Origin of the sequence: Nitrospirillum pindoramense, assembly GCF_007827955.1 — a bacterium.
Classification (GTDB): Bacteria; Pseudomonadota; Alphaproteobacteria; order Azospirillales; family Azospirillaceae; genus Nitrospirillum; species Nitrospirillum amazonense_B.
This window is the reverse complement of sequence record NZ_VITR01000011.1, coordinates 217,708-243,004: the sequence shown is the minus strand read 5'-3', so window position 1 is coordinate 243,004 and position 25,297 is coordinate 217,708. Positions and strand designations below refer to the sequence as shown.

Below are 25,297 nucleotides of genomic sequence, written 5' to 3'. Positions count from 1 at the left end.
CCCTAAATCAGTCGCCAGATTTGTATTCGCATCATTTGCAATAGCGCGCCCAAAATCCTCCCCAATAGTTTGAAGCGCTGCACTGGCACCTATCTGTGCTAACGGATTATCTCCAGCAAGAATCGTCCCAATGGATGACCCTAAAGCCCCGGCGATACTGGCCACACCATCTGGACTAGATATCTTGTCCAGAAGTGTCGGATCAACTTTCAGAGAAGATCCGTCTTTGAAGAAAGTTGTTGGCGGAGTTTTAACATCTGATCCACCATCTCCATCATCCTTTTTAATAAATACATTATCTGCAGTAACGTTAATGGATACATTATGACCATTCCCGTCTTTACCCTGGATAATCGTTCCGCCAAAGTCCGGCAACAACTGGACAGTAGCGCCGGCTTGAAAATCCATATCGCGCAAAGATTGTGTTACTTGCGCACTTAATCCAGCGATTTGCTGCCCATCCAGATTGTCGGACAGTAGATTTGTCGAGAATGTAATTGTAGGCTTTGACAAAGAGCCATCAGGATTAACGGTATAAGATTCCACCAACGATGTTGACCCAACCTGCTTTGTAAACAGCAGTGCTGAAACTCCACCAGAAGAAACAATACCAACATTAATATCCTGTCCCGACACAGACACGACTGCGGATGTCACCAACTTATCGGGTGTTACAATAATCTCGGGTATAGTCTCACCCGTATCAGTCTTAGAGACAGGGAGCGCCAATTGTTGTTGTTTGTCTATTGGCGCAGCACTGATAAGAGACTTAAAGGTGGCGTTATCCCCATCATACCCCACCGCCTTAAGAGCAGCGATGATCATATTCGGATCACCAATCAGGGCAGTATAGTTTGTATAAATATCTGAGGCGCTAGCCTTTTTAATTGCAGGTAGATTAGCAAAATTTACCGCATGGCCCTGCGCGTCATAAATGTGAATTCCGTCTCTAGAGACGCTAATTTTGTCCCCAGAAGGCAATCTATTAACTTGCCCTTGATAGTCAATAGTTACCGCATCCTGTCCAGAACTTCTATCAAATCGGACGACACCCTGGTCATTTTTCAATGTAATTGAGAAAGCTCCAGTTATATCATCGTTATTGGATATCGAGGAAATCGTACCAGGATCAAATGATGCCAGGACTACATTCGAGACTATATTCGATACATCACTCGAACTGTCCCTGACAACTAGGGAGCCAACAGCATTTTTATTGATACTCTGGCCCGCAACTATCGCATAGGTTTTATTGGAATAAGTGTCGTAGACGTAGGATCGGTTGTTAAGGCCGTCGCTCATGAGCTGAGTTGGAGAGCCTACCACAGTTGATACAGGAATAATAAGGCTTTTACCCACCCCAATTTGGGTTGACGCAACGTCACCAGATGAAACGAGCCCATTAACAGCCGCAATGCCAGCAGCATCAACCTGTATCGTAGAGCTGGCACTACTGACAGCGCTCAATATATCTTGTATAGACTGAGACTGCATCGAGACAAAAATGCCAGACTTGGCCAGCAATCCAGACTCTGTATTTTTTATTATGGATTTATATGTTGATTTTACGTTATCTGACAACTGATTAATATATGCATCTGAGGTTATTGCATCATCTGAATCTATGTTAATTGGCTTATTATTTGAATCCAAAAGTGTTTTTCCATTTGCATCTTTTTTATATTGTCCATTTACAGTCTTTGCAGTGGACACCTTCACAAGGAAGGACTGCAATGTAGCAGAATCTACGGCACTCACATCAATGCCGGATAGCATATTATATCCGTCAATGGTGACGGTGCCTCCAAGGGCGAGAACAGAGTCTGCGAGCCGCCTCAACTCTAGGCCAGACCGTACATCAGATGAACTATCACCAGAGTTCGAATTGAACGCCGCCTCATAAGCTATGGTGGCATAATCTTTATCTCTAATGGCGGCCCGCACATTTGGGCCAACCAATCCGAGACTCCCGTAGGCCATATCAAGGATGGCCATTTTTTGATTATCGCCAAGCGCATCGAACAGAGCCTGACCACGACCTCGATTACTCGCCTCCAGAAGAGCAACCACTTTCTTTTGATAAAAATTGACAATGTCAGTAACAACGGTTGTTCCTGTAGTTGTCCAAGATAAGCCACTCGCAGAAAATGCCGTGTTCAGAAGTTTAGCGTTAGCAGCCCCCTCAGCATCTGTGAGCTTACCGTCTTTATACGTACCCCTGCTTAAAGTTTTCCATGTCGATGTCGAATTTGCTGGTTTAGATGCGACGCCAATCGCATCATTTATTATTGCCAAAAAATCCGCATCTGTACTGCCTGCAGCAGAGGTCAGATTTGTGCCGTATGCAAAATTCATTGTATGTGTTGATGGCTCGTAATAAAAAGCCTGCCCATTAGCATTACTTTCATAATGCTTGATTAGATCGATCACATTCTTAGGCGTATCACTCATATCACATTTCTCCTATATATCGTCATGCTCTCTTTTAAGAAGGCAGCTAATTTCCGAAGAATTATGATTACTTACCGCATAAACTATAGCGTCACCTTTCCCTGGAAGACCAGATACTATAAAATATTTTTCATCAAATCGTATAATGTGCTTCTCACCTCCCATCATATTCATAATAAAATTAGCTGTCCTCACATTAACTCCGCCATTTCTAAGGGTAATTACGCTATTATTAAGAGATATATTGCCGTACCGAGCCAGCTTCGCGATCATATCGGCGTCGCCCATGGCATCTAAGATATCTTGAGAGAAAAAATATTCTATTTTTCCTTCATCAAATTTTATTTTCAGGTTTCTATATTCGAAACTATACGAAATTGGAGAGAAAATTTCCCCTGGTTTGAACACCCAGATTCTCGATATATGATCTGCGACACCAAAAGCATCCTGTCTAAGATAAACAACTCTCTTTTGACCGTCGCCAAATATATCTATATTATAAATTGCGTCATGCCACCACCCTTCCGGGAGAGATCCAGGGCTTACTAAGGAAGAATTGCCACCTTCGTTTTTAGGAACTTCTATCCTTTTGCTGTTGTATATCTCAGCCAAACGCTCAATGACATATGGAGAGTATTCCGACGTACCTATCTTTCTTTGAGCATTAACTTGGTACAAGTCCCTTAAAATATTGCACACGTCATAGTTGGCACCATACATTATTTTTATTTTTGTATATTTTGGATCATTCAAATCTGCACTAGATGCGGCAGACGCAGCTGATAACAAAAGCACGCCTATTCCAAGAAATATCTTTCTCATGCTGTTCACTCCGAATCCTGTAACGCTCCAACCTCCACCACCTTCCGCTCCCCCGTCTTGGGGTCGGTCTGCTGCAGCTTGAAGGCCTTGCCCTTCAGCGCCGTCTGGCGCAGATCATCCAGCATGCGGGCGGCCAAGAGGTTTTCGGCGGTGGTGGTCGGCGCCACCAGATCGATGATCCAGCAGCGGTCGCCGGACTTCCAGTCCCCTACCTGCGGGCGTTCGCCGGCGGTCAGGCGGGCTTCGGCCTCTTCCGAGAGGTAGCCCCAGGTGACGACGCCCACGGGCTTTGTGCCATCGCGGTAAATGCGGTATTGCTCCGCCAGCAGGGGCGGCATCACCAGCCATTCCAGGTCCGCCAGCTTCAGGTGGCGGTGGATCGGCGACTGGGTCAGCAGCCACACGATCTCGCCGAACATGTGGCTGACCGTGTGCGGCGGGGCGGCGGGGGGCGCAGCAGGGGCGGCGCCCCCTGGGGCGGCCTCGGGCGCGGCGGTGTCGGTCGGCATCATCACATCCATGGTTGGGTTCCTTTGCGCCCGCATTCTAACAGCACTTTGGCCACGGCCTCATCCCTGGGCACGCCCCGCCCCTGGGCATACAGGGTGCCCAGTTCCAGCAGCGCCACCGGGTCGCCGCCGGTCAGCACCGTGCGGTTCAGCGGCACGGTGTAGCTGGGCTGTTTGCCCACCGCCGGCGCCACGATGAACTGGGTGGTCGACGTCTCCACCACCGCGGCGGCCCGTGTCCAGGCCAGGGCCTTGGCCGGGTCGGCGGGCACGCCCCGGCCGGCGCGATAGCGTTCGCCCAGCACGCGGGCCACGACGCGGCCGCCGGGGCCATCCCCCGGGCCGACGCCGTTGTCCTTCACCAACCCCTCCAGCGCCGCCACGTCCAGCCGGTCATAGGCCTGGGACGGCGTCACCGGGCCGGTGGGTGCCGGGCAGGACAGCGCCAGCAGCGGATCGCCCCGCACCCCGCCGCAGGCCGACAGGGCGCCGGCCAGCAGCAGGGCCGCCAGCGCCGGGACCGGCGGGGTGGGCGCGCGTGCGGGGATGGGGCGGCCGGGCATGGCTTACCGCTCCCTCAAGCCGTCATGCACATACTCGCCCAGGGGGGAGAGCAGATAGTCGATCACCCGGCGACGGCCGGTCTTGATCTCCGCCGTCACCGCCATGCCGGTGGCCAGGCGTTCCTCCCGCCCGTCCACCATCAGGCTGGTGCGGTCCAGCGCGATATGCGCCACATAGACGGGCGTGGTGCTGGCCCGCTGCCGGTCAGCGGCGCTGGTCGCGTCCTCGCCAGGGGCCCGGGCGCTGTTGCTGGCCGTGGGGGTGTCGCGGTCCGGCGTCACGGCGTCGCGGCTGACGTCCAGCACATGGCCGTGCACCAGGCCATAGCGGGTGAAGGTGAAGGTCTCCACCTTCATCTCTACTTCCTGGCCCCGATGCACGAAGCCGATGTCGCGGTTGTCCACGCTTGCCTCCACCACCAGGGGCACGTCGTCGGGCACGATGACCAGCAGGCCCTGCGCCGGCGTCACCACCCCGCCCACCGTGTGCACCGCCAGCTGCTGCACCGTGCCGGACAGCGGCGCCGTCAGCGTCTGCTGCGCCAGGTGCTGGTCCGCCTTGATCAGGTCCTGCGAATATTCCGCCGCCTTCTGCGTGGCCGTCGCCAGATCGTCCAGCACCTGGTGGGCGAAGTCGCTGACCGCCTGGGCCCGCTGCCCCTCCAGCGCGTGGCGGGCGGCCGCCACCTCCGCCGCCTTCTGCGTCTGGGCCGACAGCTCGTGCTGCTGTTCCACCAGGCGCTGCTGCACATCCAGGTAGGTCAGCTTGCTGCCATATTCCTTTTCCACCAGCTGGCGGCGGATGTCCGCCTGCTGCGCCAGCAGGGCGGTGGAGGCCGTCAGCTTGGCGGTGGTCACGGTGACCTCATCCGCCTCCGCCGCCTTCTGCGCGATCTGCTGATCCAGCGCCGCCAGCTTGGCCACCTGCGCCTGGGCCTGGGCCCGCAGGGCGGCGCGCGTGCGCTCCACCAGGATGGGGGTGATGGCGGGTTCGCCCGTGGGCGCGGCGAACACCTTCTCCGCATGCGTGAGCGCCGTGGCCGTGCCGTCCAGGCCGGTGCGCAGCGCCGTCAGCCGCGCCACGTCCAACCGCGCCTGGATCAGCTCCGCCGTCGCCCGGTCGCGGTCCGCCGCCGTGGTGGTGGCATTCAGCAGGATCAGCGGCTGGCCGGCGGTCACATGGTCGCCATCCTGCACCTGGATGGCGGTCACGATGCCGCTGTCCATGGGCTGCACCACCTTCACCCGGCCCGAGGGCACGATGCGGCCGGGGGCCGTGGCGATGATGTCGATGTGGCCGACGCAGGCCCACAGCACCGCCAGGGTGAAGAAGCCGATGATGGTGGCGCCGATGGCCCGCCCCAGGGGCGAGGCCGGCGTGTCCATGATCTCCAAGGCCGCGGGCAGGAACTCCCGCTCCTCCCGGCGCCGCTTCGGGGGTGCCGGGGGCTTGACCAAGGGCTTCAGGCTGGGATCGGCGGTCAAAGGCTCAGCCGACATTGATCCCTCCCCGTTGCACGACGGCGGTGGCGCCCTGTTGCAGGTGGTACAGCGTGGCGTAGCGGCCGCCGGCGCGCACCAGCTCCTCATGGCTGCCGTCCTCAACCACCCGGCCGCCTTCCAACGTCAGGATACGGTCGCAATGGCGCACGGCCGACAGGCGGTGGGCGACGATGAAGACGGTGCGGTTGCGGCTGATGGCGCCCAGGTTCTGCTGCACCACCCGCTCGCTCTCATAATCCAGGGCGCTGGTCGCCTCGTCGAAGATCAGGATGCGCGGGTCGGTCACCAGGGCGCGGGCGATGGCGATGCGCTGCCGCTGACCGCCCGACAGGCTGGCCCCCCGCTCCCCCACCACCGTGTCATAGCCCTGGGTCAGCGCCAGGATGAACTCGTGCGCGCCGGCCAGCTGGGCGGCGTGCATCACCCGCTCCAGCGGCATGGCCGGATCGGCCAGGGCGATGTTCTCCCGCACCGTGCCGTTCAGCAGCACGTTCTCCTGCAGCACCACGCCGATCTGCCGGCGCAGCCAGGCGGCGTCCACCTGGGCGATGTCCACCCCGTCCACCAGCACGCGGCCGGCCTCGGGCACATACAGGCGCTGCAGCAGCTTGGTCAGCGTGCTCTTGCCCGAGCCGGAGGGGCCGACGATGCCGATGCTCTGCCCCGCCTGCACGGTGATGGACAGGTCCTCCAGCACCGGCCCGGCGTCCGGCCGGTAGCGGAAGCGCACATGCTCCAGCGCCACGGCCCCCTTCAGGTGGGGCAGCGCCGTCTGGCCGGGCCGGGCCTGCGGCTCCGTCGGCGTGTTCAGGATGTCGCCCAGCCTGTCCACCGACAGCTTGGCCTGGTGGAAGTCCTGCCCCAGCTGCGCCAGGCGCAGCACCGGCTGGCTGACCCGCCCCGCCAGCATGTTGAAGGCGATCAGCTCCCCCACCGTCATCTTGCCGGCGATCACCGCCCCGGCGCCGAAGTAGAGGATACCGGCCGACACCAGCTTGGACACCAGCTGGATGGCCTGGCTGGCCACGTTGCCCAGGCTGGCCACCCGGAAGGAGGCCTGGACGTAGCCGGCCAGCTGCTCCTCCCACTTGCGTTGCAGCTGCGGCTCCACCGCCATGGCCTTCACGGTCTCGATACCGCCCACCGCCTCCACCAGGAAGGCCTGGTTCTCAGCCCCCCGGCGGAACTTCTCATCCAGGCGGCGGCGGAAGACCGGGCCCGCGCCCATGCTGATGGCGGCGTAGAGCGGCAGCGACAGCAGCACGATGGCCGTCAGCCAGCCGGAATAGGCGAACATGACGGCGACGAACACCACGGTGAACACCAGGTCCACCACCAGGGTCAGGGCCGAGCCGGTGATGAAGTTGCGGATGGTCTCCAGCTCGCGCACCCGGGCCACGCTGTCGCCCACCCGCCGGCTGGCGAAATAGGCCAGCGGCAGGCCCAGCAGATGGCGGAACAGGCGGGCACCCAGCTCCACATCGATGCGGTTGGTGGTGTGGCTGAAGACATGGGTGCGCAAGCCCGACAGCACCGTCTCGAAGATCGAGACGGCCACCAGGCCGAAGACCAGCACGTCCAGGGTGCTGAGGCCCCGGTGCACCAGCACCTTGTCCACCACCACCTGGAAGAACAGCGGCGTCACCAGCGCGAACAGCTGCAGGAACAGGCTGGCGACCAGCACCTCGCCCAAAATCCAGCGGTACTTGACCATGGCCGCCAGGAACCAGCCGAGGTCGAAGCGGCGGCCCAGGTCGCTCAAGGACAGGCGCTTGGTGGCCAGGATCAGCCGGCCACTCCACCGCGCCTCGAACTCCGCCTTGCCCCAGACGGCGGGGTTGCCGGTCGCCGGGTCCAGCAGCAAGGCGCGGTCGTCGGCGATGCGCGCCAGCACGGCGTAGCCGCCGTCCGCCAGCACGGCGATGGCCGGAAGGGACAGGGCCGGCAATCGGTCCCAGGCGCTGGTCACCTCGCGCGCGTTCAACCCCTGGCGCCGCGCCAGGCGCACCAGCTCCGCCGGGGTCAGCGCCGCCGCCGTGCCCGTGGCGTGGCGCAACTGCCCCACATCCGCCGCCAGGCCGTGAAAGCCCAAAACGGCGCGCAGGCACTCAAGCCCGCCATTGACCTGCGGCGACGGGGCGGCCCCCTCCGCCGAATGGGTGGGATTTGTGGGTTGCACGAGACCGAGACTTCCCTGCCAGGTTATGTCCGATCTGTTACCTAATTAGGCGTACTCAATAGGGCAAACAATAAAATTTGCGCCACTGCTAATTTAATTTCGGTTCATAGGCCGTTAATACTGGCACCGACGCGGCACTCGGACACGCGACACCATGCCGCACCCCAATGATGAGATCGGTATTGAACATGGCGGCTCTAAACCAGAGGAACTAGCCGCGGAAGCCTGCCCTCAGACCTGCCGGCACCAGTAGTGCGCGAATCGGCCCCTATCGCCGATGATGACGTTACCCGGCAGATGCCATGAGGGCGGCGAGCACGGCCTGCCCCAGCGCCAAGCCGCCGTCGTTGGCCGGTACCTGCCGGTGCGCTATCGGCCGGCAACCGGCGGTTTTCAGGCGGGCCTGGATCTCCGCCAGGATAATGTGGTTCTGCGGAACCCCACCCGACAGCGGCACCAGGGTTCCCGGCCCCGCGCCCAGGCGCAGCGCGGCACTGACCAAGGCATCGGCAACCGTCAGATGGAAACGGGCGGCAATCAGTCCCGGCGGCTCCCCAGCCTGAAGGTCGGCCAGCAGCGCCTGCCACATCGGCCGCCATCCGACCACCAGGGGGTCACCCGGGGCCAACGCCACCGGATAGGGGCAGGCGGCGACGACATGCGGGCGCGCCAGCGCCTCCAGCGCCATAGCGGCCTGAGCCTCGTGCCCGATGCGCGCGGCGTGGATGCCCAGTGCCGCCGCAACGGCATCGAACAACCGGCCCGCCGAGGAACAGGGCGGCGCGTTGGTGCCCGTCTCCATCATGCGCTCGAGCACGCCCACGGACGCGGGGACGGGCAGGCGATCCAACACCGGGGCCGCCTGGTCCCGCCACGTAGGCCCAAAGGCATGGCGCAGTTGGGCGACCAGGTTGCGCCACGGCTCCCGCATCGCCGCCGCCCCGCCGGGCAGGGCGACGGGGGCGATATGGGCGGCCCGGACCACGCCGCGATATCCCCCGCGCAAGATCTCACCGCCCCAAAGCGTCCCGTCGGTACCGAGGCCAAGCCCGTCGAGGATCACACCAAGGGCGCCCTCTCCGCCTTCCGCCAGGCCGATGCCGCCATCGACCAGGCAGGCAGCCATATGGGCATGATGGTGTCCCACGGGCACCAACCGGGCGCCGCATTCCTGGGCCAGCGCGGCGCCCAGCGTGGTCGAGAGATAGTCCGGATGCGCGTCGACCGCGATGACCGCCGGCGTGAAATCGAACAGGTCGCGATAAAGGCGCAGCAGGGCGCGGTAATCGTCAAGGGCGGCCGCGTTCTCCAGATCGCCGATATGCTGCGACAGGATGGCCTGCCCCTCCCGCACCAGGCAAAAGGTGGCCTTCAGTTCCCCGCCCATGGCCAGGGTGGGCGGCAGGCCATCGAAGCCCGGCGGCAGGGGCAGCGGCGCCGGGGCATAGCCCCGCGCCCGGCGCAGGATGACGGGCGCCCCGGAGGGGATGGCGACGACGCTGTCGTCCAGGCGGTTGAGGATGGCGCGGTCGTGCATCAGCCAGGCGTCGGCCAATCCGGCCAGGCGATCCCTCGCCTCGTCATTGGTGATCACCTGCGGCTCATCCGACCGGTTGCCGGAGGTCATCACCAGGGGGCCGTCCAAGCGCGCCAGCAGCAGGTGATGCAGGGGCGTATAGGGCAGCATGAAGCCCAGATGATCCTGGTCTGGCGCCAATCCATCCGGCAGCGGCGGGCCATCGGGCCGCCGGGGCAGAAGCACGATAGGCGCCGCAGGCGACAGCAGCAGGGTGCTGGCGGTATCGTCCAGTTGGCAATACCGCCCGACCTCGTCCACCGACCGGGCCATCAGGGCGAAGGGCTTGGCATCGCGCGCCTTGCGCCGCCGTAATTCCACCACCGCCTTGGTGTTGGTGGCATCACAGGCCAGATGGAAACCGCCGATGCCCTTGATGGCGACGATGCCGCCCGCCCGCAGCAGCGCCACGGCCGCATCCAACGGGTCCGTTCCCGCGTCCGGGGCGGGTTCCAGCCACAGCCGGGGGCCGCAGGCAGGGCAGGCCGTCGGCTGGGCGTGGAAGCGGCGGTCGGCGGGGTTCGCGTATTCGGCGGCGCAGTCCGGGCACATCGGGAACGCCGCCATGGCCGTGTTGGCGCGGTCATAAGGGATGGCGCGGACGATGGACAGCCGGGGCCCGCAATGGGTGCAGTTGCCGAAGGCATAGCCCTGGCGCCGGTCGGCAGGGTCGAACAGCTCCGCCCGGCAGGCGGGGCAGGTGGCGGCGTCGGGCACGACGCCCGTCCGCACGGTTCCAGTGGCACTGACGGCGATGGTGAAGCCACAGGGCGCCGGGCCGTCATGGGGCCAGGCCTGGACGCTGTCGATGCGCGCCAGGGGTGGCGCCCCGTCGCGCAGCCGGTTCTGGAAACCGTCCAGGGTGGCGGCATCCCCCCAGGCGTGGATGACCACGCCCTCCCCGTCGTTGGCGACGCTGCCGGCGATGTCCAGCGCCCGCGCCAGGCGCCAGACATGGGGCCGGAACCCCACCCCCTGCACCAGGCCCCGCACGCGGATGCGACGCGCCACCATCAATGCACCGTGCAGACCATGCACGGATCAAAGGAACGGACGATGTGCTGCACGGCCACCGGCTCACTCTCGCCCTCCCGCACGGGGGCGCCGCGCAGCGCTTGCTCCAACGGCCCCGGCGTGCCGGCGGCGTCGCGGGGGGAGAAGTTCCAGGTTGTGGGGGCGATGATCTGGTAGTTGGCGATGCGCCCGCCCTGGATGTTCACCCAGTGGCCCAGCGAGCCCCGGGCGGCTTCCGTCAGGCCGGCCCCCTCACCCGCCGCCGGCAGGGGTGCATGGTCAATGAAGGGGGCCGCCGGATCGATGGCGCGCAGCCAGCGCTCCATGGCCATGGTGACCAGGGCGACCTCCAGCAGCCGCGCCACCACCCGCGCCTCGACCGTCGCCCCATCCCGCGCCACCAGGTCACGGGGCAGCGGGTGGCCGGCCACCAGTTGGCGCGACAGGGCGCCCACCTCCGCCACCTCCCCTTCCAGGCGCGGCGCCTTGCACCAGGAATAGGCGTCGTCCCGCGTCGCGTCGGGCGGGGGGCCCAGGTCGCGGGGGGAACGCGGCGCGCCGTCGGGGGCGGGCTGATACCAGGCGTGGCTGACATCCTCGGTAATACGGTCCACCGGCAGCACGCCGCCAACGCCCCGCCGGAACAGGCCGCGCGGGAACAAGGGCCCGTCGGATGACGGATAGGCGCCGAAGCTCATGTGTCGCAGGTCGGTGCGACCCAGACGGTTCAGGCCCGTCGCCTGCGACAGAAGGACGAAGCGGGCGACGTCACCTCGCGCGGCCCTCGCCTCCGCCCAGGCCAGCAAAGCGTCGCGGGTCGACAAGGCCGCCACCGCCTCCAGCGCATCGGCGAACAGGACGCGTTCCAGGAAACGGCGGAAGGCGGCCAGCAGGGCGCCCAGCCGCGCCAGCTCGGCCCGCGAAACGGCGCGTGTCGATCCCCCCGGTTGGATCGCCAAGGTATGGGGCCATTTACCGGCCAGGATGCCCAGCAGGTTCATCAGCTCCGCCCGGGCGGGCAGGAAGTCCTGGGCGGCTGTGCCCTTCACCGCCGCGAACCGCGCCGCCGCGTCGGCATGCCAAGGTTCGCCGGCGTAGACGGCGCGGGCGAAGTCCGGCATGAAAAACAGGTAGAAGTGGGTCAGGTGGTCGGCGACGTTCTCGACCGCATGGATCAGATTGACAGCCAGCCCCCCATTGGCGGGCACAGGGACGGAACCGGACGCCGCCAACGCGCGCGCCGCCGCCAGCGACTGGGACACGGAACAGATGCCGCAGATGCGCGGCGCGTAGACCAGCGCATCCAGCGCCGGCTTGCCCACCAGCATGGCCTCGAACCCACGATACAGCGGGGAGACGACACGGGCGTCGGCCACCATGCCGGCGCTGATGTCCAACCGCACCTCCAGGTCCCCCTCGACACGGTTGAACGGACCGACGATCAGGCGGCTCATGCGCTGTCCTTGCGCTTGTCATGGGGAAGAACGGCGGGCGTGGGCCGCGCGGCGTTGTCGCGCAGCCGCTTGGGCGTCGCCGCCTTGGACAGGGAGGCCAGCGCCACGAACCAGGCCTTGGGCATGTCCGTCGGCAGGCCGATGGGGATGCCCGCCAGCTTGGGTGTGACGGCGAAGGCGTGGCCCGGCTCCTCGAACCCCGGGGCCGTGCAGTTGATGCAGGCGTAGTTGCCGTCCAGGCAGGAACCGCCGCCATTCCAGGGCCGGATGTTGCAGTCAGCCCGCGCCTGGGTGCCCTTGCAGCCCAAATTCTCCATCATGCAGCCCAGGTCGCCCGGCTGCTCGGCACTGGCCTTGAACTCATAAAATTCATTGCGGGCGCAGCCATGGTGGACCAGATGGGCGGTATAGGCCAGGGGGCGCTCCCACTCATCAAGGTCGGCCGCGCTCAAGGTGCCGGCGCCGATCTGCAGCAGGGTGTCGGTGAACCAGCCGGGATGGATGGGGCAGCCGGCGATGTTGATGACAGGCAAGCCCCGGGCGGAGCGGAAGTCCGCGCCCAGAAGGCCGCCCGCCCGGGTCCCGTCATAGGCCAGGCCGCACGCCTCCACCTCATTGCCGCCGGCGGCGGTGACGCCCCCGAAGGCGGCGCAACTGCCCACGGCCACCACGTAACCGGCCCGCCGGGCGATGGCGGCGACCCAGTCGCGCATGGGCTTGCCCGTCCCCGCCATGAGGTGGAACCGGCCGGTGCCGCCCGGCCCGTTGATCACCGATCCCTCCAGGCACAGGATATCCACCGGCGGCCCGTCGCCGGCCGCGGCCTCCAGTATGGCCCGCGCCTCCGCACCCGTCGCCTCGCTGAGGGAGGGGTGCCACAGCAGCTCGACATTGGCCGCCGCCAGCGCGGTCAGCAGATCCGGCTTCTCCGCCCCCAGCAGGGACAGGGTGCAGCCACCACAGCCGCCGGATTGCAGCCACAGGAGCCGCAGCGGACGGGCAGGGTCAGAGACCGCGGTCATCGACCGGCACCTTGAGGGTGAAGGTGGCACCGCCCCCTTCCGCATCCGCATAGCTCAGGCTTCCCCCCACCTTTTCCGCCATGTTGTAACTGACATACAGGCCCAGGCCCGTGCCGCTGCCAATGGGCTTGGTCGTGAAGAAGGGCTCGAAGATCTTGTTCTGGTTCTCCGGTGGCACGCCGGGGCCGTTGTCGCTGACCGTCAGCACGACCCAGCCGTCCTGCTGCCCCGCCGTGATCCGAATGAGCGCCCCATCGCGGCCCTCCACGGCATCCACGGCGTTCTGCATGAGATTGACCAGGATCTGATGCAGCTGGCCCTTCCGGCCCACCACCTCCACCTGCGGCGGCAGCTCGAGCCGCAGTTCCGGCTTGGTGCGCTGGGCCTTGATCACCCAATCAATAGCGGTGTGGATCAGGCGGACCAGGTTGAACGCCTCCGGCTCCTCCCGCTGGTTGGAGGAGAAGCGCCTCAGGTCCTGCACGATGTCGCGCACCCGCTCCGCCCCTTCCAGGGTACCGTCCACCAGGGGGCCGATGTCGGCCAACACCTTGTCGATGCGCAGGCTGTCACGCAGGGCCGCCAGCTCCGCCGGCGGCTTGCCGGCGTCGATAGCGGCCAGATAGCCGGTGATGGCGGCGCCGTAGCGCTTCAGCGCGTACATGTTGCCGAAGACGAAGCTGATGGGGTTATTGAGTTCGTGCGCCACCCCGGCCACCAGCCGGCCCAGCGCCGCCATCTTTTCCGATGTCAGCAACTGCTGCTGGGTCTGGCGCAGGCGCTGGTGGGCCTTGTCCAGGTCCCGATAGGCACGCAGCAGTTCACCGATGGGCCGGCCGGCCAGCACCATGCCGGCATACCGGCCCCGCGCGTCCCGGCGGGGGGCGCCATTGACGGACACGGCCGCCCGCTGGCCATCCGCGGCCAGCAGGTGCCAGCTCTTGTCCTCGATCGGTTGCCCGTTGGCCAGGCAGGCCCGGATATCGGCGTGGTCGGCGGGGTCGAACAGATCCAGCAGGGGGGCGGCCAACAGGTCGGCTTCCTCCCGCCCCAGGGCCGTCGTCAGCGCGGCGTTGACCCGCAACACCGCGCCGGCGGCATCGCACACGATCAGGACGTCGTTCATGGCGCTCAGGACCGACTGCATGAAGTCACGCGCCTGCTGCAGGCGCTGGTTCTGTTCCTCCAGCGCCACTTGCGAGGCCACAAGGTCGCTGTAGACGACATCCATGCGGCGGATGACGTCGATCCACAGCTGCTCGCCCTCGCCATCCGCATCGGGCGGCGCGCCCCCGAAGGGCAGCGCGGGGTCATGGCTGCCCATGGCTCAGCCCCCCGCCATGCGCTTGGGCACCCCAGGGGGCGCCGCAGGGGGAGCCAGAGGGTGGACATTCTCAAGCCCATAGCGTTCCAGCTTGGCGCGCAGGCCCACGCGCGACAGCCCCAGTTCCCGCGCCGCCTGGCTCTTGTTCCAGCGGTGGCGGATCAGCGTCTCGCGGATGATGCGCGCCTCCATGGCGCTGACCCGCTCGCGCAGGTCGCCGGCCAGGCCGGCGATGTCGGTGAAGTCATCCTCGCGGGCCCCGGCCCCCTGCGGTTCCGCTCGCAGGATGTGGGGGGACAGCAGATCCGCCTCCAGCCGCCGCCCCTCGGTGCCGCGCACCACCATGCGCTGCACCTCATTCTGCAGCTCGCGGACATTGCCGGGCCAGTCGTAGCGGGCGAGACACTCCAGCGCCTCCGGCGAAATGCCAGGGACACGCTTGCCCATCTGCGCCATGGCCCGGTCCAGCAGCGCCTCCACCAACAGGGGCAGGTCGCCCTTGCGGTCCTTCAGGTCGGGCAGGCGGATGATCATTCCGGCCAGGCGATAGAACAGGTCGGCGCGGAAGCGCTTGGCCCGCACCTCCTCCTCCAAATCCTTGTTGGTCGCGGCGATCACACGGACATCCACCTTACGGGTGCGGGAACCGCCCAGCGGCCGGATCTCCCCCTCCTGCAACACGCGCAACAGCTTGACCTGGAAGGCGGGGGAGACCTCGCCGATCTCATCCAAGAAGACGGTGCCGCCGTCCGCCCGCTCGAACAGGCCGACATGATCCTCGATGGCGCCGGTGAAGGCGCCCTTCTTATGCCCGAACAGCTCGCTTTCCAGCAGCTCGTCGGGCAAGGCGCCGCAGTTCTCCACCACGAAGGGCTGGTTCCAGCGCAGGGAGCCGTAATGCAGGGCGCGCGCCGCCAGCTCCTTGCCCGTGCCGGAGGAACCGAACAGCAGGACCGGCACGTCGAAGGGCGCCACCTGCGCCAGGCTGCCGCACACCACCTCCATGGGGCTGCCCTTGGCGCGGACGATGCCGTCATCGACATTGTAGGCGCGGCGCAGCTTCTCCTTCCGCTCCCCCACCACGCGGGAGGCGGCGGCCGGCAGCATCTTCATTTCCACCGCCAGCAGCTCATTCTGCCGCTGCAGCGTGTAGAGGCGGCAGGCCCCCTTGAGCGTCAGCAGCAGGTTCTCGGGGTGCCAGGGCTTGGTGATGTACTGGAAGATGCCCGCCTGGTTGATGCCGTCGATGATGTCGTGGGCGTCGGTGTAGCCCGAAATGATCATGCGGACCACATCCGGCCAGCGCTCCTTCACCTCCGTCAGGAATTCCACACCGGTGCGTTCCGGCATACGCTGGTCGCACAGCACGACCTGCACCAGATGGTCGGCCAAGCGCCGCTCGGCCTCGACGGTGCTGGCGGCGGTCAACACCTCGAAATCCTCCTCCAGGATGCGCCGCAGCGATTCAAGGGAGCGCAACTCGTCATCGACGATCAGGATGGTGGGCAGATCGGTGGAAGACTCGGCCATCGCTCCTCTCCGCTAGCAGATACGCGGAAGCTGTTCGCCTGAAAGCCAATCGACCACGCGCTGGCCGCCGATGGCGGTCGTCATGCGGACGAAACCGGGCCGGTCCACGGTAACATGACCGATCCGTGCCGCGTCACGGCCTTCCGCATGGTCGCGCATCACGGCCAGCAGCGTCTCCGCATCCCCCGGCTCGCACACGCAGACCAGCTTGCCCTCATTGGCGACATTGAGGGGGTCGAGGCCCAGCAGTTCGCAGGCCGCCGCCACCTCGGGCCGGACCGGGATGGCCCGCTCCTCCAGCTGCATACCCACGCCGGCGGCGTTGGCCAGTTCGTTCAGCGTGGCGGACAGGCCGCCCCGGGTGGGGTCGCGCAGGACAGCGACACCCGGAACCGCCGCGATCATATCGGCCACCATGCGGTGCAGGGCGGCGCTGTCGGACCGGATCTCCGTGCCAAATTCCAGACCCTGGCGCTTGGACAGGATGGCGATGCCATGGTCGCCGACGGGACCGGACAGCAGGATCACCTGCCCGGGAGACAGCCGGCGGGGGCTTATGTCCACCCCCTCCGGCACCACGCCGATGCCGCTGGTGGTGATGAAGACGCCGTCGCCCTTGCCGCGCTCCACCACCTTGGTGTCGCCCGTCGCCACGGGCACGCCAGCATCGCGGGACGCCCGCCCCATGCTGGCGGCGATACGGTCCAGGTCCGCCAGGGGAAAGCCTTCCTCGATGATGAAGGCGGCGGTCAGCGCCATCGGGCGGGCGCCAGCCATGGCCAGGTCGTTCAGCGTGCCGTGCACCGCCAGCGATCCGATATCGCCGCCGGGAAAGAACAGGGGTGAGATGACGTGGGCATCGGTCGTCACCGCGATGCGGCCGGACCCGACGTCCAGACGGGTGGCGTCATGCCCCTGGTCCAGCAGAGGGTTCGCCAGGTGCCGCAGGAAAATGTCGCGGATCAGGCGCGCCATGGCCCGGCCGCCACCGCCGTGGCTCATGTCCACGGCACCGGAAAGATCGGGGGGCGGGGTGGTCATTCGGCCGCCATCTCCGCCAGGGTTTCCATCCGCCGGTAGGTCCAGTAAGCGGCGCACGCCCCTTCGGAGGAGACCATGCAGGCGCCCATGGGGGTTTCCGGCGTGCAGGCCTTGCCGAACAGCTTGCAGTCCTTCGGCTTCTTCACGCCGCGCAGGATGGCCGGGCATTCGCAGGACTTGGTCTCGCGGCTCTGCTTTTCGCTGAGGGTGAAGCGCTTCTCGGCGTCGAAGGCGGCATAGTCCGCCCGGATGGCCAGCGCGCTGTCCGGCACACTGCCCAGGCCGCGCCATTCGAAGCTGGGCCTCAGCTCGAAGATGCGGGCCACCAGTTCCTGCGCCTTGGCGTTGCCGTCCCGCGTCACCACCCGGGTGTATTGGTTCTCCACCGCCACCCGGCCCTCGTTCACCTGGTGGATCAGCATCAGGACCGACTGCATCACGTCCAGCGGCTCAAAGCCGGCAATGACCACCGGCTTGGCATAGCGGGCGGCCAGGAACTCATAGGGCCGGGAGCCGATGACCGCGCTGACGTGCGACGGTCCGAGGAAGCCGTCCAGGCGGGCGGCCTGGCTGGGGTCGATCTCGGGTGCTTCCAGAATGTGGCGGATGGCCGGCGGGGTCAGCACATGGTTGCAGAAGACGGAAAAGTTTCCGATGCCCTCCGCCTGGGCCTGGGCGATGGCGGCCGCGCTGGGCGGCGTCGTGGTCTCGAACCCGATGCCCAAGAAGACCACCTCGCGCCCCGGATTGGCGCGGGCGATGTCCAGCGCGTCCAGCGTCGAATAGACCATGCGGATGTCGGCACCGTCGGCCTTGGCCTTCAGCAGCGACCGCCGGCCGGTGCCCGGCACGCGCAGCATGTCGCCATAGCTGCACAGGATCACGCCGTGCCGCTCCGCCAGTTCGATGGCATCGTCCAGGCGACGGGCCGGCAGGATACAGACGGGGCAGCCGGGGCCATGAACGAAGCGCACGTTGGCCGGCACCAGATCCTGCACGCCATAGCGGAAAATGGCGTGGGTGTGCCCACCGCAAAATTCCATGAAATTATAGTCGCGCGCCGGGTCGGCCGCTGCGGCGATGGCGGTGGCCAGGGTGCGCGCCAGGTCGCGGTCGCGAAATTCGTCGACGTATTTCATGCCCCCACCCCCGCGCTGTCCGCCGTCCCGCCCATGTCCGCCACCTCAGCCTGCAGCAGCCCCGCCTCGGCCATCATGGCCAGGGTGCGCCGCGCCTCTTCCTCACTGACGCGGTGCAGGGCGTAGCCGACGTGCAGCAGCACGTAGTCCCCGACCGCCACCTCCTCCAGCAGGGCAACGGAAACCTGCTTGGCGATGCCGCCGACCGAGACGCTGGCCATCGCGCCGTCATGCAGCGCGGTCACCAAGGCGGGAATGGCGAGGCACATGATCCCCCTCCCCTATTCCGCCGCCTGGGATGGTCGGCCGGACAGGGCCATCAGGCGGGCGCCCCGGATCCAGTCCAGCCAGGCCGCCATGCCTTCGCCCGTACGGGCGGAAACCTGCAGCAGGCGCACCCGGTGATTGACCTTGCGCGCATTGGCCATGGCCAAATCCACATCGAAGTCGAGATGGGGCAGCAGGTCCGTCTTGTTGATCAGCACCAGATCGGCGGCGGCGAACATATCGGGGTATTTCAGGGGCTTGTCCTCCCCCTCCGTCACCGACAGGATGGCCACCTTATGCGCCTCCCCCAGGTCGAAGGCCGCCGGGCAAACCAGGTTGCCGACATTCTCGATGAACAGCACGGAGGCGTCGGGCGGGTTCAGGTGGTCCACGGCATGGCCCACCATGTGCCCGTCCAGGTGGCAGCCCTTGCCGGTGTTGATCTGGATGGCGGGGGCGCCCGTGGCCCGGATGCGGTCGGCATCGGCGCTGGTCTGCTGGTCGCCCTCGATGACCGCGCAGGGGAACTCGCCCGCCAGCAGGGCCAGGGTCCGGCACAGCAGCGTGGTCTTGCCCGACCCGGGGCTGGACACCAGGTTCAGCGCCAGGATGCCGGCCTTGGCGAACCGCGCGCGGTTGGCGGCGGCATAGCCGTTGTTCTTGCCCAGGATGTCGGCCTCAAGCTGGATTAGGCGCGCCTGGCTCATGCCTGGAACGGCCGTGCCCGCGGGCCCCGCGCCATAGTCCAACGTCCCATCCGCACCGTGGTGGTGATGATCATGGTCATGATGGTGATGATGGTGATGGTGGTGATCATGATCGTGGTCATGCCCGTGATCATGGTGATGTCCATGATGGTGGTGATCATGGCCATGAGGATCGGCCTCGATCTTGACCTGGCCCTCGCCGCATCCACAGACCGTACACATCACGTCACCTCCAGTTCGCGTATCTTCATCTCTTCCCCGCCCGTCACCTGCACCTGGTGCGAGCCGCAGCGGGGACAAGGGTCATAACGCCGGCCGATGGACACGGTCACGGCGCAGGGCAGGCACCAGGCGGTGCCGGCGGTCTCGACGATCTCCAGCCGGGCGTCGGCTGCCACGCTGCCGCGCATCACGACATCGAAGCCGAAGCGCAACGCCTCCACCTCCACGCCGGACAGGGCGCCGATTTCCAGACACACCCTGTCCACGCGACTGAAGTGCTGGGTGCGAGCCTGCTCCTCGATCAGGGTGCGGATGTTTTCGCAGATGGCCATTTCATGCATCAGGCCACCTCGACCGCATAGTCGACGCAGGGGTCCAGCGCCAGCATCATCACCTCCGCCCGTCGGGCACGGTCGCCCGGTGGCCAGGCGCCCAGCCCCTGGAACTGCCGTTCCGCCGTCCCGCCTGGCGCGAATACACCATCAGTGGGCGACAAGATACGATAGCGCTCCACCTGTCCGGCCACCACGCCAACCTCATGGACCAAGGTGCCCCGGGCGCAGGGCACCGACGCCGTTCCCAGGCCCGACCCCGTGGATAGGCCGCGCAAAGGGGCGGCGTCGCCGGCGCGCAAAGCGTCCAGGCGGGCCGGCACGCGGCAAAGATCGATCAGCCGGGCGACATGGCACGCGATGAGGGAACCGGCGGGCAAGGCGCGGGCCAGCAGGGGATGGTCGGCATGGCGCGCCACCAGCGCCCCTGGCTCGATCTCCTCCACCGGCGTCAACATGGACACCTCGAACAGGGTGGCGATGAAGCGCGCGGCCACCGTGCGCCCAGCGCCCGCCCAGCGGGCCAATTCTCCCGCCGAGGTCATGGCCAACCACTCCTGCGGGCGCAAGCCGGTCACAGCGTCCGCGATCAGGCGCATGGGATCGTCCGCGGCGGACAGCGCCACGAAGGCGCGCGCGCGGGCCAAGTCCGGCGTCTCCCCCAGCAGGCGGGCCCAATCCAGGCAGATGCGCAGGCCATGCTCCCGCACCACCTCCACCCACGTCCGAATTTCACGCTCCGCCAGGGTGTCCGGCGTGGCCTCAAGGCCCAGCGCCGCCTCCACCGCCAACTCCGCCGCGTGCCCCTGGGCATGGGCGCACACGGCGAACAGCGCCCGGACCACGGCCGGCGCCCGTTTCGCCGGCACGGCCGCCAACAGGCCGGTGACATCCCCGCGCGGCGTGTAGCTCAGCGTCACCGCGCCCCCCGCCTCGGCAGGCAGCCGCACAATGATGGCCGGCCGGGTCATGGCCCCGCCCCTTCACCCAAGCGGAACAGCGCCCGGCGGCTGAGCGGCGGCGGCGGTTCGACCTTGGCCGGCGGCGGGGCGGCAGGACTTCCCGCCCAGATGGTGGCCATGCCATCGTCACCGGCGTCCGGCTCAGGCACCGCCATGATTTCCGCAAGGGCGGCATCCGCCGTCGCGACCGCCGTCTCCTGGTCCGCGAAGTCGAACATGGGGGAGAACAAGGAGCAGCTCCAATACCCGCCCAACTCGTCCTCATGCCCCCAGATGCCTTCATAATGGCCGGACGGCAACGCCAAGGCCGTCTTCGCCCCTACCCGCCAGGGCCCTTCCTCCGCCACGGGCAACAGCAGCAGGTTCATGAACCACGGGGTCACCAGCACGCCGACCCAATGCCCGCCATGGCGGTGCAGTCCCCGCATGGCCACCGACAGCGCCGGGTTCATCACCGGCACGCCGGCCATGCGCGTCGCCGCGATGCGGCTGAAGGCGGCCTCGATACGGGCGGAAAGGGCCGGCGCGTCGGTCATTCGTCAGCCATCACCATGAAACCCGCCTTGGCGCTGTCGCACTCGGGACAGGTCCAATGCTCCGGCAGGTCGGCGAAGGGGGTGCCCGGCGGCACCTGCCAGTAGGTGTCGCCCACCGCCGGATCGTAGACATGCCAGCAAATCTTGCACTCCAGCTTCGTCCGGGGGCCGATCTTGCTGACGTCGCCCCCGAACGATCCGGCGAAGAAATGATCCGTCACCGGTAGATCTCCAGGATCTCGCCCAGCCGTTCAGCGGAATCGGCCAGGTCCTCCGCCGCCGCCAAGGCCACCTGTGGAAGGGCGCAAATCTCGATGCTGTTGAGGATCAGCGTGTCCTGGGAATTGAAGTACTGCGTCCACCAGCAGCCGCGCGTCCCCGTCGACCGGATGCGGCAGTTGCCATAGCCGCGCGACAGGATGACCAGAGCGCCGCGCCCCAGCGCCTCATCCAGGAAGGCCAGGTCCTCCTCGGTATGGGGCAGCAGGGACAGGTTGATGACATGGCCCGGCCCGCCAGCGGCACCCAGGCGGGGGATATGCTCGTTGATCTCGGCGACCAGCGGCGGCGCGTTGAAGATGTTGGGACGCGCCGTTTCCGGCAGGATGGCCTGGGCCCGCGCGCCGTCAAAGGCGCGCTCCACCAGCCCGGTGGGGAAAGGACCGCAATCGACGTAGTCGCGCCGGCACCGGCCGCTACCGTCACTTTCCCGTACCCGCCACACCCCGGCCAGGACGGATTCCTGAACCTGGACGTCGGTGCCGAACACCACCGACACCTCGCCCTCGCCCAGCAACTGGTCGACGAAGGCCAGGTTGGCGCCGTCCAGGTGCGTCAGGTCCACCCGTTGCGGACCGGCACCGTCCACCATGCGGCTCAGGGCCGCCAGGATGGCCTCCCCCGCCGCGACACCCTGCGGCAGCGCCTGGGCGGCATCGGCCTCCGGCACGTTGGCGGCGGAGAAGACGGCCATGCCGTCGGGCATGACCATGTAATCCAGCCGGCCGCCATCGAAGTCCGCGGGCTGGCTGCCCGGCCCGACCAGGCCACCGCCGCCAAGGGCCATGGGATCAGTCATCAGTCTCTCTCCTCAATGCACGGCGTCGGTGCCGCAGCCGGCGGGCAGGCGGAAGGCGGGGGGAACGCTGGGTTCACGCTCCAGGATTTCCGGGATCTCACGCATGTAATCCGCCCAGTCGCGGATGCCTTCGATGGCGCCCAGATAGTCCCCCAGACGCAGGAAGACCAAGGCGGGATAGCGGGCGAAGCGGAAGCGGCGCTGCAGCGCACGCTCATCCGCCCGCGCGGCGATCAGCGGCACGACATGGCCGCCCATGGCATCGTCCAGTTCCGGCAGGATGGCGGCGACGTCATCGCTCTCCGCCACCCGCCAGTGATCCCCCGCCAGGAACAGCAGGGCCAACGGCTGGCCGGCGCAAACCTCCGCCAGGTCCGCCTCCCCCACCACCTGATAGCCGCGCCGGCCCATGACGGAGCGCAGCAGGGGGGAAAAGTCATCGCGTGCATCACTCATGCTTCAAGCTCCGGGATGGGGCGCAAATGGTCGGGCAATTGAGGTTCGCGGCCGATCAGGTCGGCGAAGGCGGCATCCAGATCGGCGGGCTCCCCCCGCATGACAGCCTCCAGGGCGGCCAACGCCGCCAGCGACCGCTGGGCGGCCTCGGGGCTCATCACCTCCCGCGCGGCACCCAGAAAGGTCATGAGCCAGGTGCCCGGGGCGACGTCACCCACCAGGCTGGTGTCGATGGTCAGTATCTCCGCGCCGGACCGGCAGCGGGCATGGCCGATGCCGGCCTCCACCACCTGCATGGGAATGCCGACACACATCAGGCGCCGCTCCCCGAGGCACCGGCCAGGGGGCCCGCCACCAGGGCTTGCATCTCCGCCTCGAAGTCCGCCGGCCCGGCCCAGCCGCCGGCGCCCAGCACCCGCGCGTCGCCGCCACGGAAGGCTGCCGCCTCGTCTGGGCGCTCCGCCTCATAGCGTTCCAGCATCATTTCCAGCGATCCAATCCCCTGCTCCGCCGGCAGCGGCACCAGGCGCGGGGTGGCGGCGATGCCGAAGCCCGCCAGATAGTCCAGCGCCAGCGCGATGGCCGGCTCCATCTGGGCCTTGACCTGCGGTCGCAGGCTACCGCCGAAATCCTCCAGCTCAACCGGCTGCACGCCGATCAACAACTGGTGGGTGGGACCGTCGCCCATCATCTCCGCCATGGCCAGCACCTCCTGGAAGCCGGTCTGGTGCAGGGAGATTTTCTTGGCGCCCAGGAACTTTGGCACCTCCGCCCCCTCCACCCGCTTCAGGGTGCCGGGCGGCAGGGCATAGTCGACGGCATCGAAGACGACGAGGATGTCGGTTTCGCGGATTTCCTGGACCAGGTAGATGCCCTGGGTGCCGCCGTCGATCAGGCGAACATTGGCGGGAAAGGCATAGTGGCGGTGCATATGCTCCACCGCCCGCACACCGAACCCCTCGTCAGCCCACAACAGGTTGCCGATGCCCAGCACCAGCACGCGGGACCCGCTTGCCGTTGTCACTTCCACGCGTTCTCACTCCCCTGTCATCCGACTTGCCGGACGTTGGGACACCTAATGAGCAAGGGCCGTGCCACCGCACCGTTCACCGCCGAAATGGCTGCCCCCCTGGCCGCCGGCATTGGCCGCGGCCTCGCCAACCGGATAGTTTCTTTCCAGTTTGGCGCCAAAGCGGAAGATTGATATCCAGACAAGAAAAGGGGGCCGCGAAGCCCCCTTTCCTGACTGGAAACTTGCCTGGCCCTCAGTGTTCGTCGGTCGGCCCGCCGTCGCGGAAGGTGCGCCAGCCTGAGAACATCGAGGAGATGATGGACTGGCGGGACATGATGTCCTCCCGCACGGCGGCATAGATGTGGACGATGGCGAAGATCACGATCACCCACATGGCCATGTGGTGCCAGGTGTGGACCGTCTGGCTTTGCCCGAACAGGGGGATGACCCAGCTGGTGAACAGCCGGTGGATCCAACCCGGCCCCTGGCCCTCGCCATACAGGGCAAGGCCAGTGACGATCATGAACAGCGTGCCCCACACGAACAGGACGTGCATGGACAGGATGGCCAGCGGGTTGTGCCCGCTATACTTCTTGGGCTCGCGCTCCAGCATGGCGTACCAGCGGATCTCATGGATCACGCCCAGCCAGAAGCTTTTGCGCCACACCGGCGGCCGGAAGATTTCGCGGGCGTGGGTGTTGCCTACAAAGGACCAGTAGAAGCGGAAGACGAAGCCGACGACCAGGATCTGCCCCGCCGAGAAGTGCAGGAAGCGGATCCAGCCGAACAGGAAATGGGCGCTGGGCTCGCCATGAATGGACGGCGGGGGTGAGCCGATCAGATAGCCGGTGACACACAGCACCAGGATGGCGGCGGCATTGGCCCAGTGCCACAAGCGCACCGGCGCCTCATAGACGTAAACCGCCTCTTCCTGATGGGCTCCCGCCTTGTGCGTTCCCACTTTATGAGTTCCCAGGGAGGCCTCGCTCATGGCGCGTCCCCCCTTACAGCGCGGCGAGCGCGAGGCCCGCAGCGCCCAGGGTCAGGCCAGAGGCCAGACGCCCCCAGCGGGTGGCCAGCAGGCCGCCGCCCAGGCGCCAACCGGCGGCGTGCAGCAGGGCCGACGCCACCATGAAGCCGGCGAAGTAACCCAGCAGATGGCCTCCCGCCTCCATGCCATGGGCATAACCATGCACCGTGGCGAACAGGGCGATGAGGCCCAGGCCCGCGGCGTCGGGCAGCAGCGGGGCCACGATCAACATGAGGCCCAGCAGGGTCACCGACAGCGCCGCCAGCGTGTCCACCGGGGCGAAGGCGCCACCGGCCACGCCCGCCACCGCGCCGACCGCCAGCATGGCCACGAACAGCGCCGGCGCCTGCCAGGCCCGCGCCGCCGGCCGGGTGGCCGCCCACAGGCCGACCGCCACCATGGCGGCCAGATGGTCCAGGCCCGTGAGCGGATGCACGATGCCGGCGGCGAAGCCACCGTCATGGCCCGGATGCGCCAAGGCCGGGGTGGTGATGAAGCCCGCCGCCAGGACAGCCGCCGAGACGCGGGGGACCGATTTCGTGATGAACGTCTTCATGGGATCAGTCTC

25 protein-coding genes are annotated in these 25,297 nt (G+C 66.1%); 1 reads left to right on the top strand and 24 read right to left on the bottom strand.

Going from position 1 to position 25,297, the window contains the following annotated elements:
* Window positions 1–2,463: 2,463 nt before the first annotated feature.
* The 22 genes from FBZ90_RS19235 to FBZ90_RS19130 all read right to left on the bottom strand — a co-directional run bounded on the left by FBZ90_RS19235 (window position 2,464) and on the right by FBZ90_RS19130 (window position 23,717).
* Window positions 2,464–3,273 carry a hypothetical protein gene (locus FBZ90_RS19235; RefSeq protein ID WP_145734590.1) on the bottom strand — a complete coding sequence of 270 codons (810 nt, stop codon included), beginning with the start codon at window positions 3,271–3,273 and terminating at the stop codon, window positions 2,464–2,466.
* 5 nt (window positions 3,274–3,278) lie between these two features.
* Entirely contained in the window at window positions 3,279–3,794 is a 516-nt protein-coding gene (locus tag FBZ90_RS19230; protein WP_211102179.1) for a toxin-activating lysine-acyltransferase, read from the bottom strand.
* On the bottom strand, window positions 3,785–4,345 hold the full coding sequence (locus FBZ90_RS19225; RefSeq protein WP_145734589.1) for a tetratricopeptide repeat protein: 561 nt from the start codon (window positions 4,343–4,345) through the stop codon (window positions 3,785–3,787). The genes FBZ90_RS19230 and FBZ90_RS19225 overlap by 10 nt, the downstream gene beginning before the upstream one ends.
* A 3-nt stretch (window positions 4,346–4,348) precedes the next feature.
* A complete protein-coding gene (locus FBZ90_RS19220; RefSeq protein ID WP_145734588.1) occupies window positions 4,349–5,845 on the bottom strand; it encodes an HlyD family type I secretion periplasmic adaptor subunit in 1,497 nt (498 codons plus the stop codon).
* Window positions 5,835–8,027, bottom strand: coding sequence for a type I secretion system permease/ATPase (locus FBZ90_RS19215; RefSeq protein ID WP_145734587.1), 2,193 nt, complete (start codon window positions 8,025–8,027; stop codon window positions 5,835–5,837). Before FBZ90_RS19215 ends, FBZ90_RS19220 begins: the two co-directional genes overlap by 11 nt.
* 286 nt (window positions 8,028–8,313) lie before the next feature.
* A complete protein-coding gene (gene hypF, locus FBZ90_RS19210; RefSeq protein WP_145734586.1) occupies window positions 8,314–10,617 on the bottom strand; it encodes a carbamoyltransferase HypF in 2,304 nt (767 codons plus the stop codon).
* The gene (locus FBZ90_RS19205) at window positions 10,617–12,071 is read right to left on the bottom strand and encodes a nickel-dependent hydrogenase large subunit (RefSeq protein WP_145734585.1); all 1,455 of its coding nucleotides are present in this window, start codon (window positions 12,069–12,071) and stop codon (window positions 10,617–10,619) included. Before FBZ90_RS19205 ends, hypF begins: the two co-directional genes overlap by 1 nt.
* Window positions 12,068–13,093 carry an NADH-quinone oxidoreductase subunit B family protein gene (locus FBZ90_RS19200; RefSeq protein WP_145734584.1) on the bottom strand — a complete coding sequence of 342 codons (1,026 nt, stop codon included), beginning with the start codon at window positions 13,091–13,093 and terminating at the stop codon, window positions 12,068–12,070. Before FBZ90_RS19200 ends, FBZ90_RS19205 begins: the two co-directional genes overlap by 4 nt.
* Complete coding sequence (locus tag FBZ90_RS19195; protein ID WP_145734583.1) at window positions 13,077–14,417, bottom strand: sensor histidine kinase; 1,341 nt, start codon at window positions 14,415–14,417, stop codon at window positions 13,077–13,079. The genes FBZ90_RS19200 and FBZ90_RS19195 overlap by 17 nt, the downstream gene beginning before the upstream one ends.
* Before the next feature lie 3 nt (window positions 14,418–14,420).
* A complete protein-coding gene (locus tag FBZ90_RS19190; protein WP_145734582.1) occupies window positions 14,421–15,947 on the bottom strand; it encodes a sigma-54-dependent transcriptional regulator in 1,527 nt (508 codons plus the stop codon).
* A gap of 12 nt (window positions 15,948–15,959) precedes the next feature.
* Entirely contained in the window at window positions 15,960–16,988 is a 1,029-nt protein-coding gene (gene hypE / locus FBZ90_RS19185) for a hydrogenase expression/formation protein HypE (protein WP_145734581.1), read from the bottom strand.
* Window positions 16,985–18,127 (bottom strand): hydrogenase formation protein HypD, encoded by a 1,143-nt coding sequence (gene hypD, locus FBZ90_RS19180; RefSeq protein WP_145734580.1) that lies wholly within the window; start codon window positions 18,125–18,127, stop codon window positions 16,985–16,987. Before hypD ends, hypE begins: the two co-directional genes overlap by 4 nt.
* Window positions 18,124–18,396 carry a HypC/HybG/HupF family hydrogenase formation chaperone gene (locus tag FBZ90_RS19175; RefSeq protein WP_145734579.1) on the bottom strand — a complete coding sequence of 91 codons (273 nt, stop codon included), beginning with the start codon at window positions 18,394–18,396 and terminating at the stop codon, window positions 18,124–18,126. Before FBZ90_RS19175 ends, hypD begins: the two co-directional genes overlap by 4 nt.
* A gap of 12 nt (window positions 18,397–18,408) precedes the next feature.
* The gene (gene hypB, locus FBZ90_RS19170) at window positions 18,409–19,323 is read right to left on the bottom strand and encodes a hydrogenase nickel incorporation protein HypB (protein WP_145734612.1); all 915 of its coding nucleotides are present in this window, start codon (window positions 19,321–19,323) and stop codon (window positions 18,409–18,411) included.
* Window positions 19,323–19,655: a hydrogenase maturation nickel metallochaperone HypA gene (hypA, locus tag FBZ90_RS19165; protein WP_246130504.1), complete on the bottom strand. Its 333-nt coding sequence runs from the start codon at window positions 19,653–19,655 to the stop codon at window positions 19,323–19,325. The genes hypB and hypA overlap by 1 nt, the downstream gene beginning before the upstream one ends.
* Before the next feature lie 8 nt (window positions 19,656–19,663).
* The gene (locus tag FBZ90_RS19160) at window positions 19,664–20,626 is read right to left on the bottom strand and encodes a hypothetical protein (RefSeq protein ID WP_145734577.1); all 963 of its coding nucleotides are present in this window, start codon (window positions 20,624–20,626) and stop codon (window positions 19,664–19,666) included.
* Entirely contained in the window at window positions 20,623–21,153 is a 531-nt protein-coding gene (gene hybE / locus FBZ90_RS19155; protein ID WP_145734576.1) for a [NiFe]-hydrogenase assembly chaperone HybE, read from the bottom strand. Before hybE ends, FBZ90_RS19160 begins: the two co-directional genes overlap by 4 nt.
* Window positions 21,150–21,374 carry a rubredoxin gene (locus FBZ90_RS19150; RefSeq protein WP_145734575.1) on the bottom strand — a complete coding sequence of 75 codons (225 nt, stop codon included), beginning with the start codon at window positions 21,372–21,374 and terminating at the stop codon, window positions 21,150–21,152. Before FBZ90_RS19150 ends, hybE begins: the two co-directional genes overlap by 4 nt.
* A complete protein-coding gene (locus FBZ90_RS19145; RefSeq protein ID WP_246130502.1) occupies window positions 21,371–22,231 on the bottom strand; it encodes a hydrogenase expression/formation protein in 861 nt (286 codons plus the stop codon). Before FBZ90_RS19145 ends, FBZ90_RS19150 begins: the two co-directional genes overlap by 4 nt.
* A gap of 12 nt (window positions 22,232–22,243) precedes the next feature.
* A complete protein-coding gene (locus FBZ90_RS19140) occupies window positions 22,244–22,687 on the bottom strand; it encodes a thioredoxin domain-containing protein (protein ID WP_145734574.1) in 444 nt (147 codons plus the stop codon).
* A complete protein-coding gene (locus FBZ90_RS19135; protein ID WP_145734573.1) occupies window positions 22,684–23,001 on the bottom strand; it encodes a HypC/HybG/HupF family hydrogenase formation chaperone in 318 nt (105 codons plus the stop codon). Before FBZ90_RS19135 ends, FBZ90_RS19140 begins: the two co-directional genes overlap by 4 nt.
* On the bottom strand, window positions 23,001–23,717 hold the full coding sequence (locus tag FBZ90_RS19130; RefSeq protein WP_145734572.1) for a HyaD/HybD family hydrogenase maturation endopeptidase: 717 nt from the start codon (window positions 23,715–23,717) through the stop codon (window positions 23,001–23,003). The genes FBZ90_RS19135 and FBZ90_RS19130 overlap by 1 nt, the downstream gene beginning before the upstream one ends.
* A 48-nt stretch (window positions 23,718–23,765) precedes the next feature.
* On the opposite strand from FBZ90_RS19130, the gene FBZ90_RS28675 reads away from it, so the two are divergent.
* Window positions 23,766–23,891 (top strand): hypothetical protein, encoded by a 126-nt coding sequence (locus tag FBZ90_RS28675; protein ID WP_276509106.1) that lies wholly within the window; start codon window positions 23,766–23,768, stop codon window positions 23,889–23,891.
* A 61-nt stretch (window positions 23,892–23,952) separates the two neighbouring features.
* Here FBZ90_RS28675 and cybH read toward each other — a convergent pair whose 3' ends face one another.
* Together cybH and FBZ90_RS19120 are read right to left on the bottom strand one after the other, a co-directional pair.
* Entirely contained in the window at window positions 23,953–24,690 is a 738-nt protein-coding gene (gene cybH, locus FBZ90_RS19125; RefSeq protein ID WP_186455916.1) for a Ni/Fe-hydrogenase, b-type cytochrome subunit, read from the bottom strand.
* Window positions 24,691–24,703: 13 nt separating this feature from the next.
* The gene (locus tag FBZ90_RS19120; protein ID WP_145734571.1) at window positions 24,704–25,285 is read right to left on the bottom strand and encodes a HupE/UreJ family protein; all 582 of its coding nucleotides are present in this window, start codon (window positions 25,283–25,285) and stop codon (window positions 24,704–24,706) included.
* Window positions 25,286–25,297: the final 12 nt, after the last annotated feature.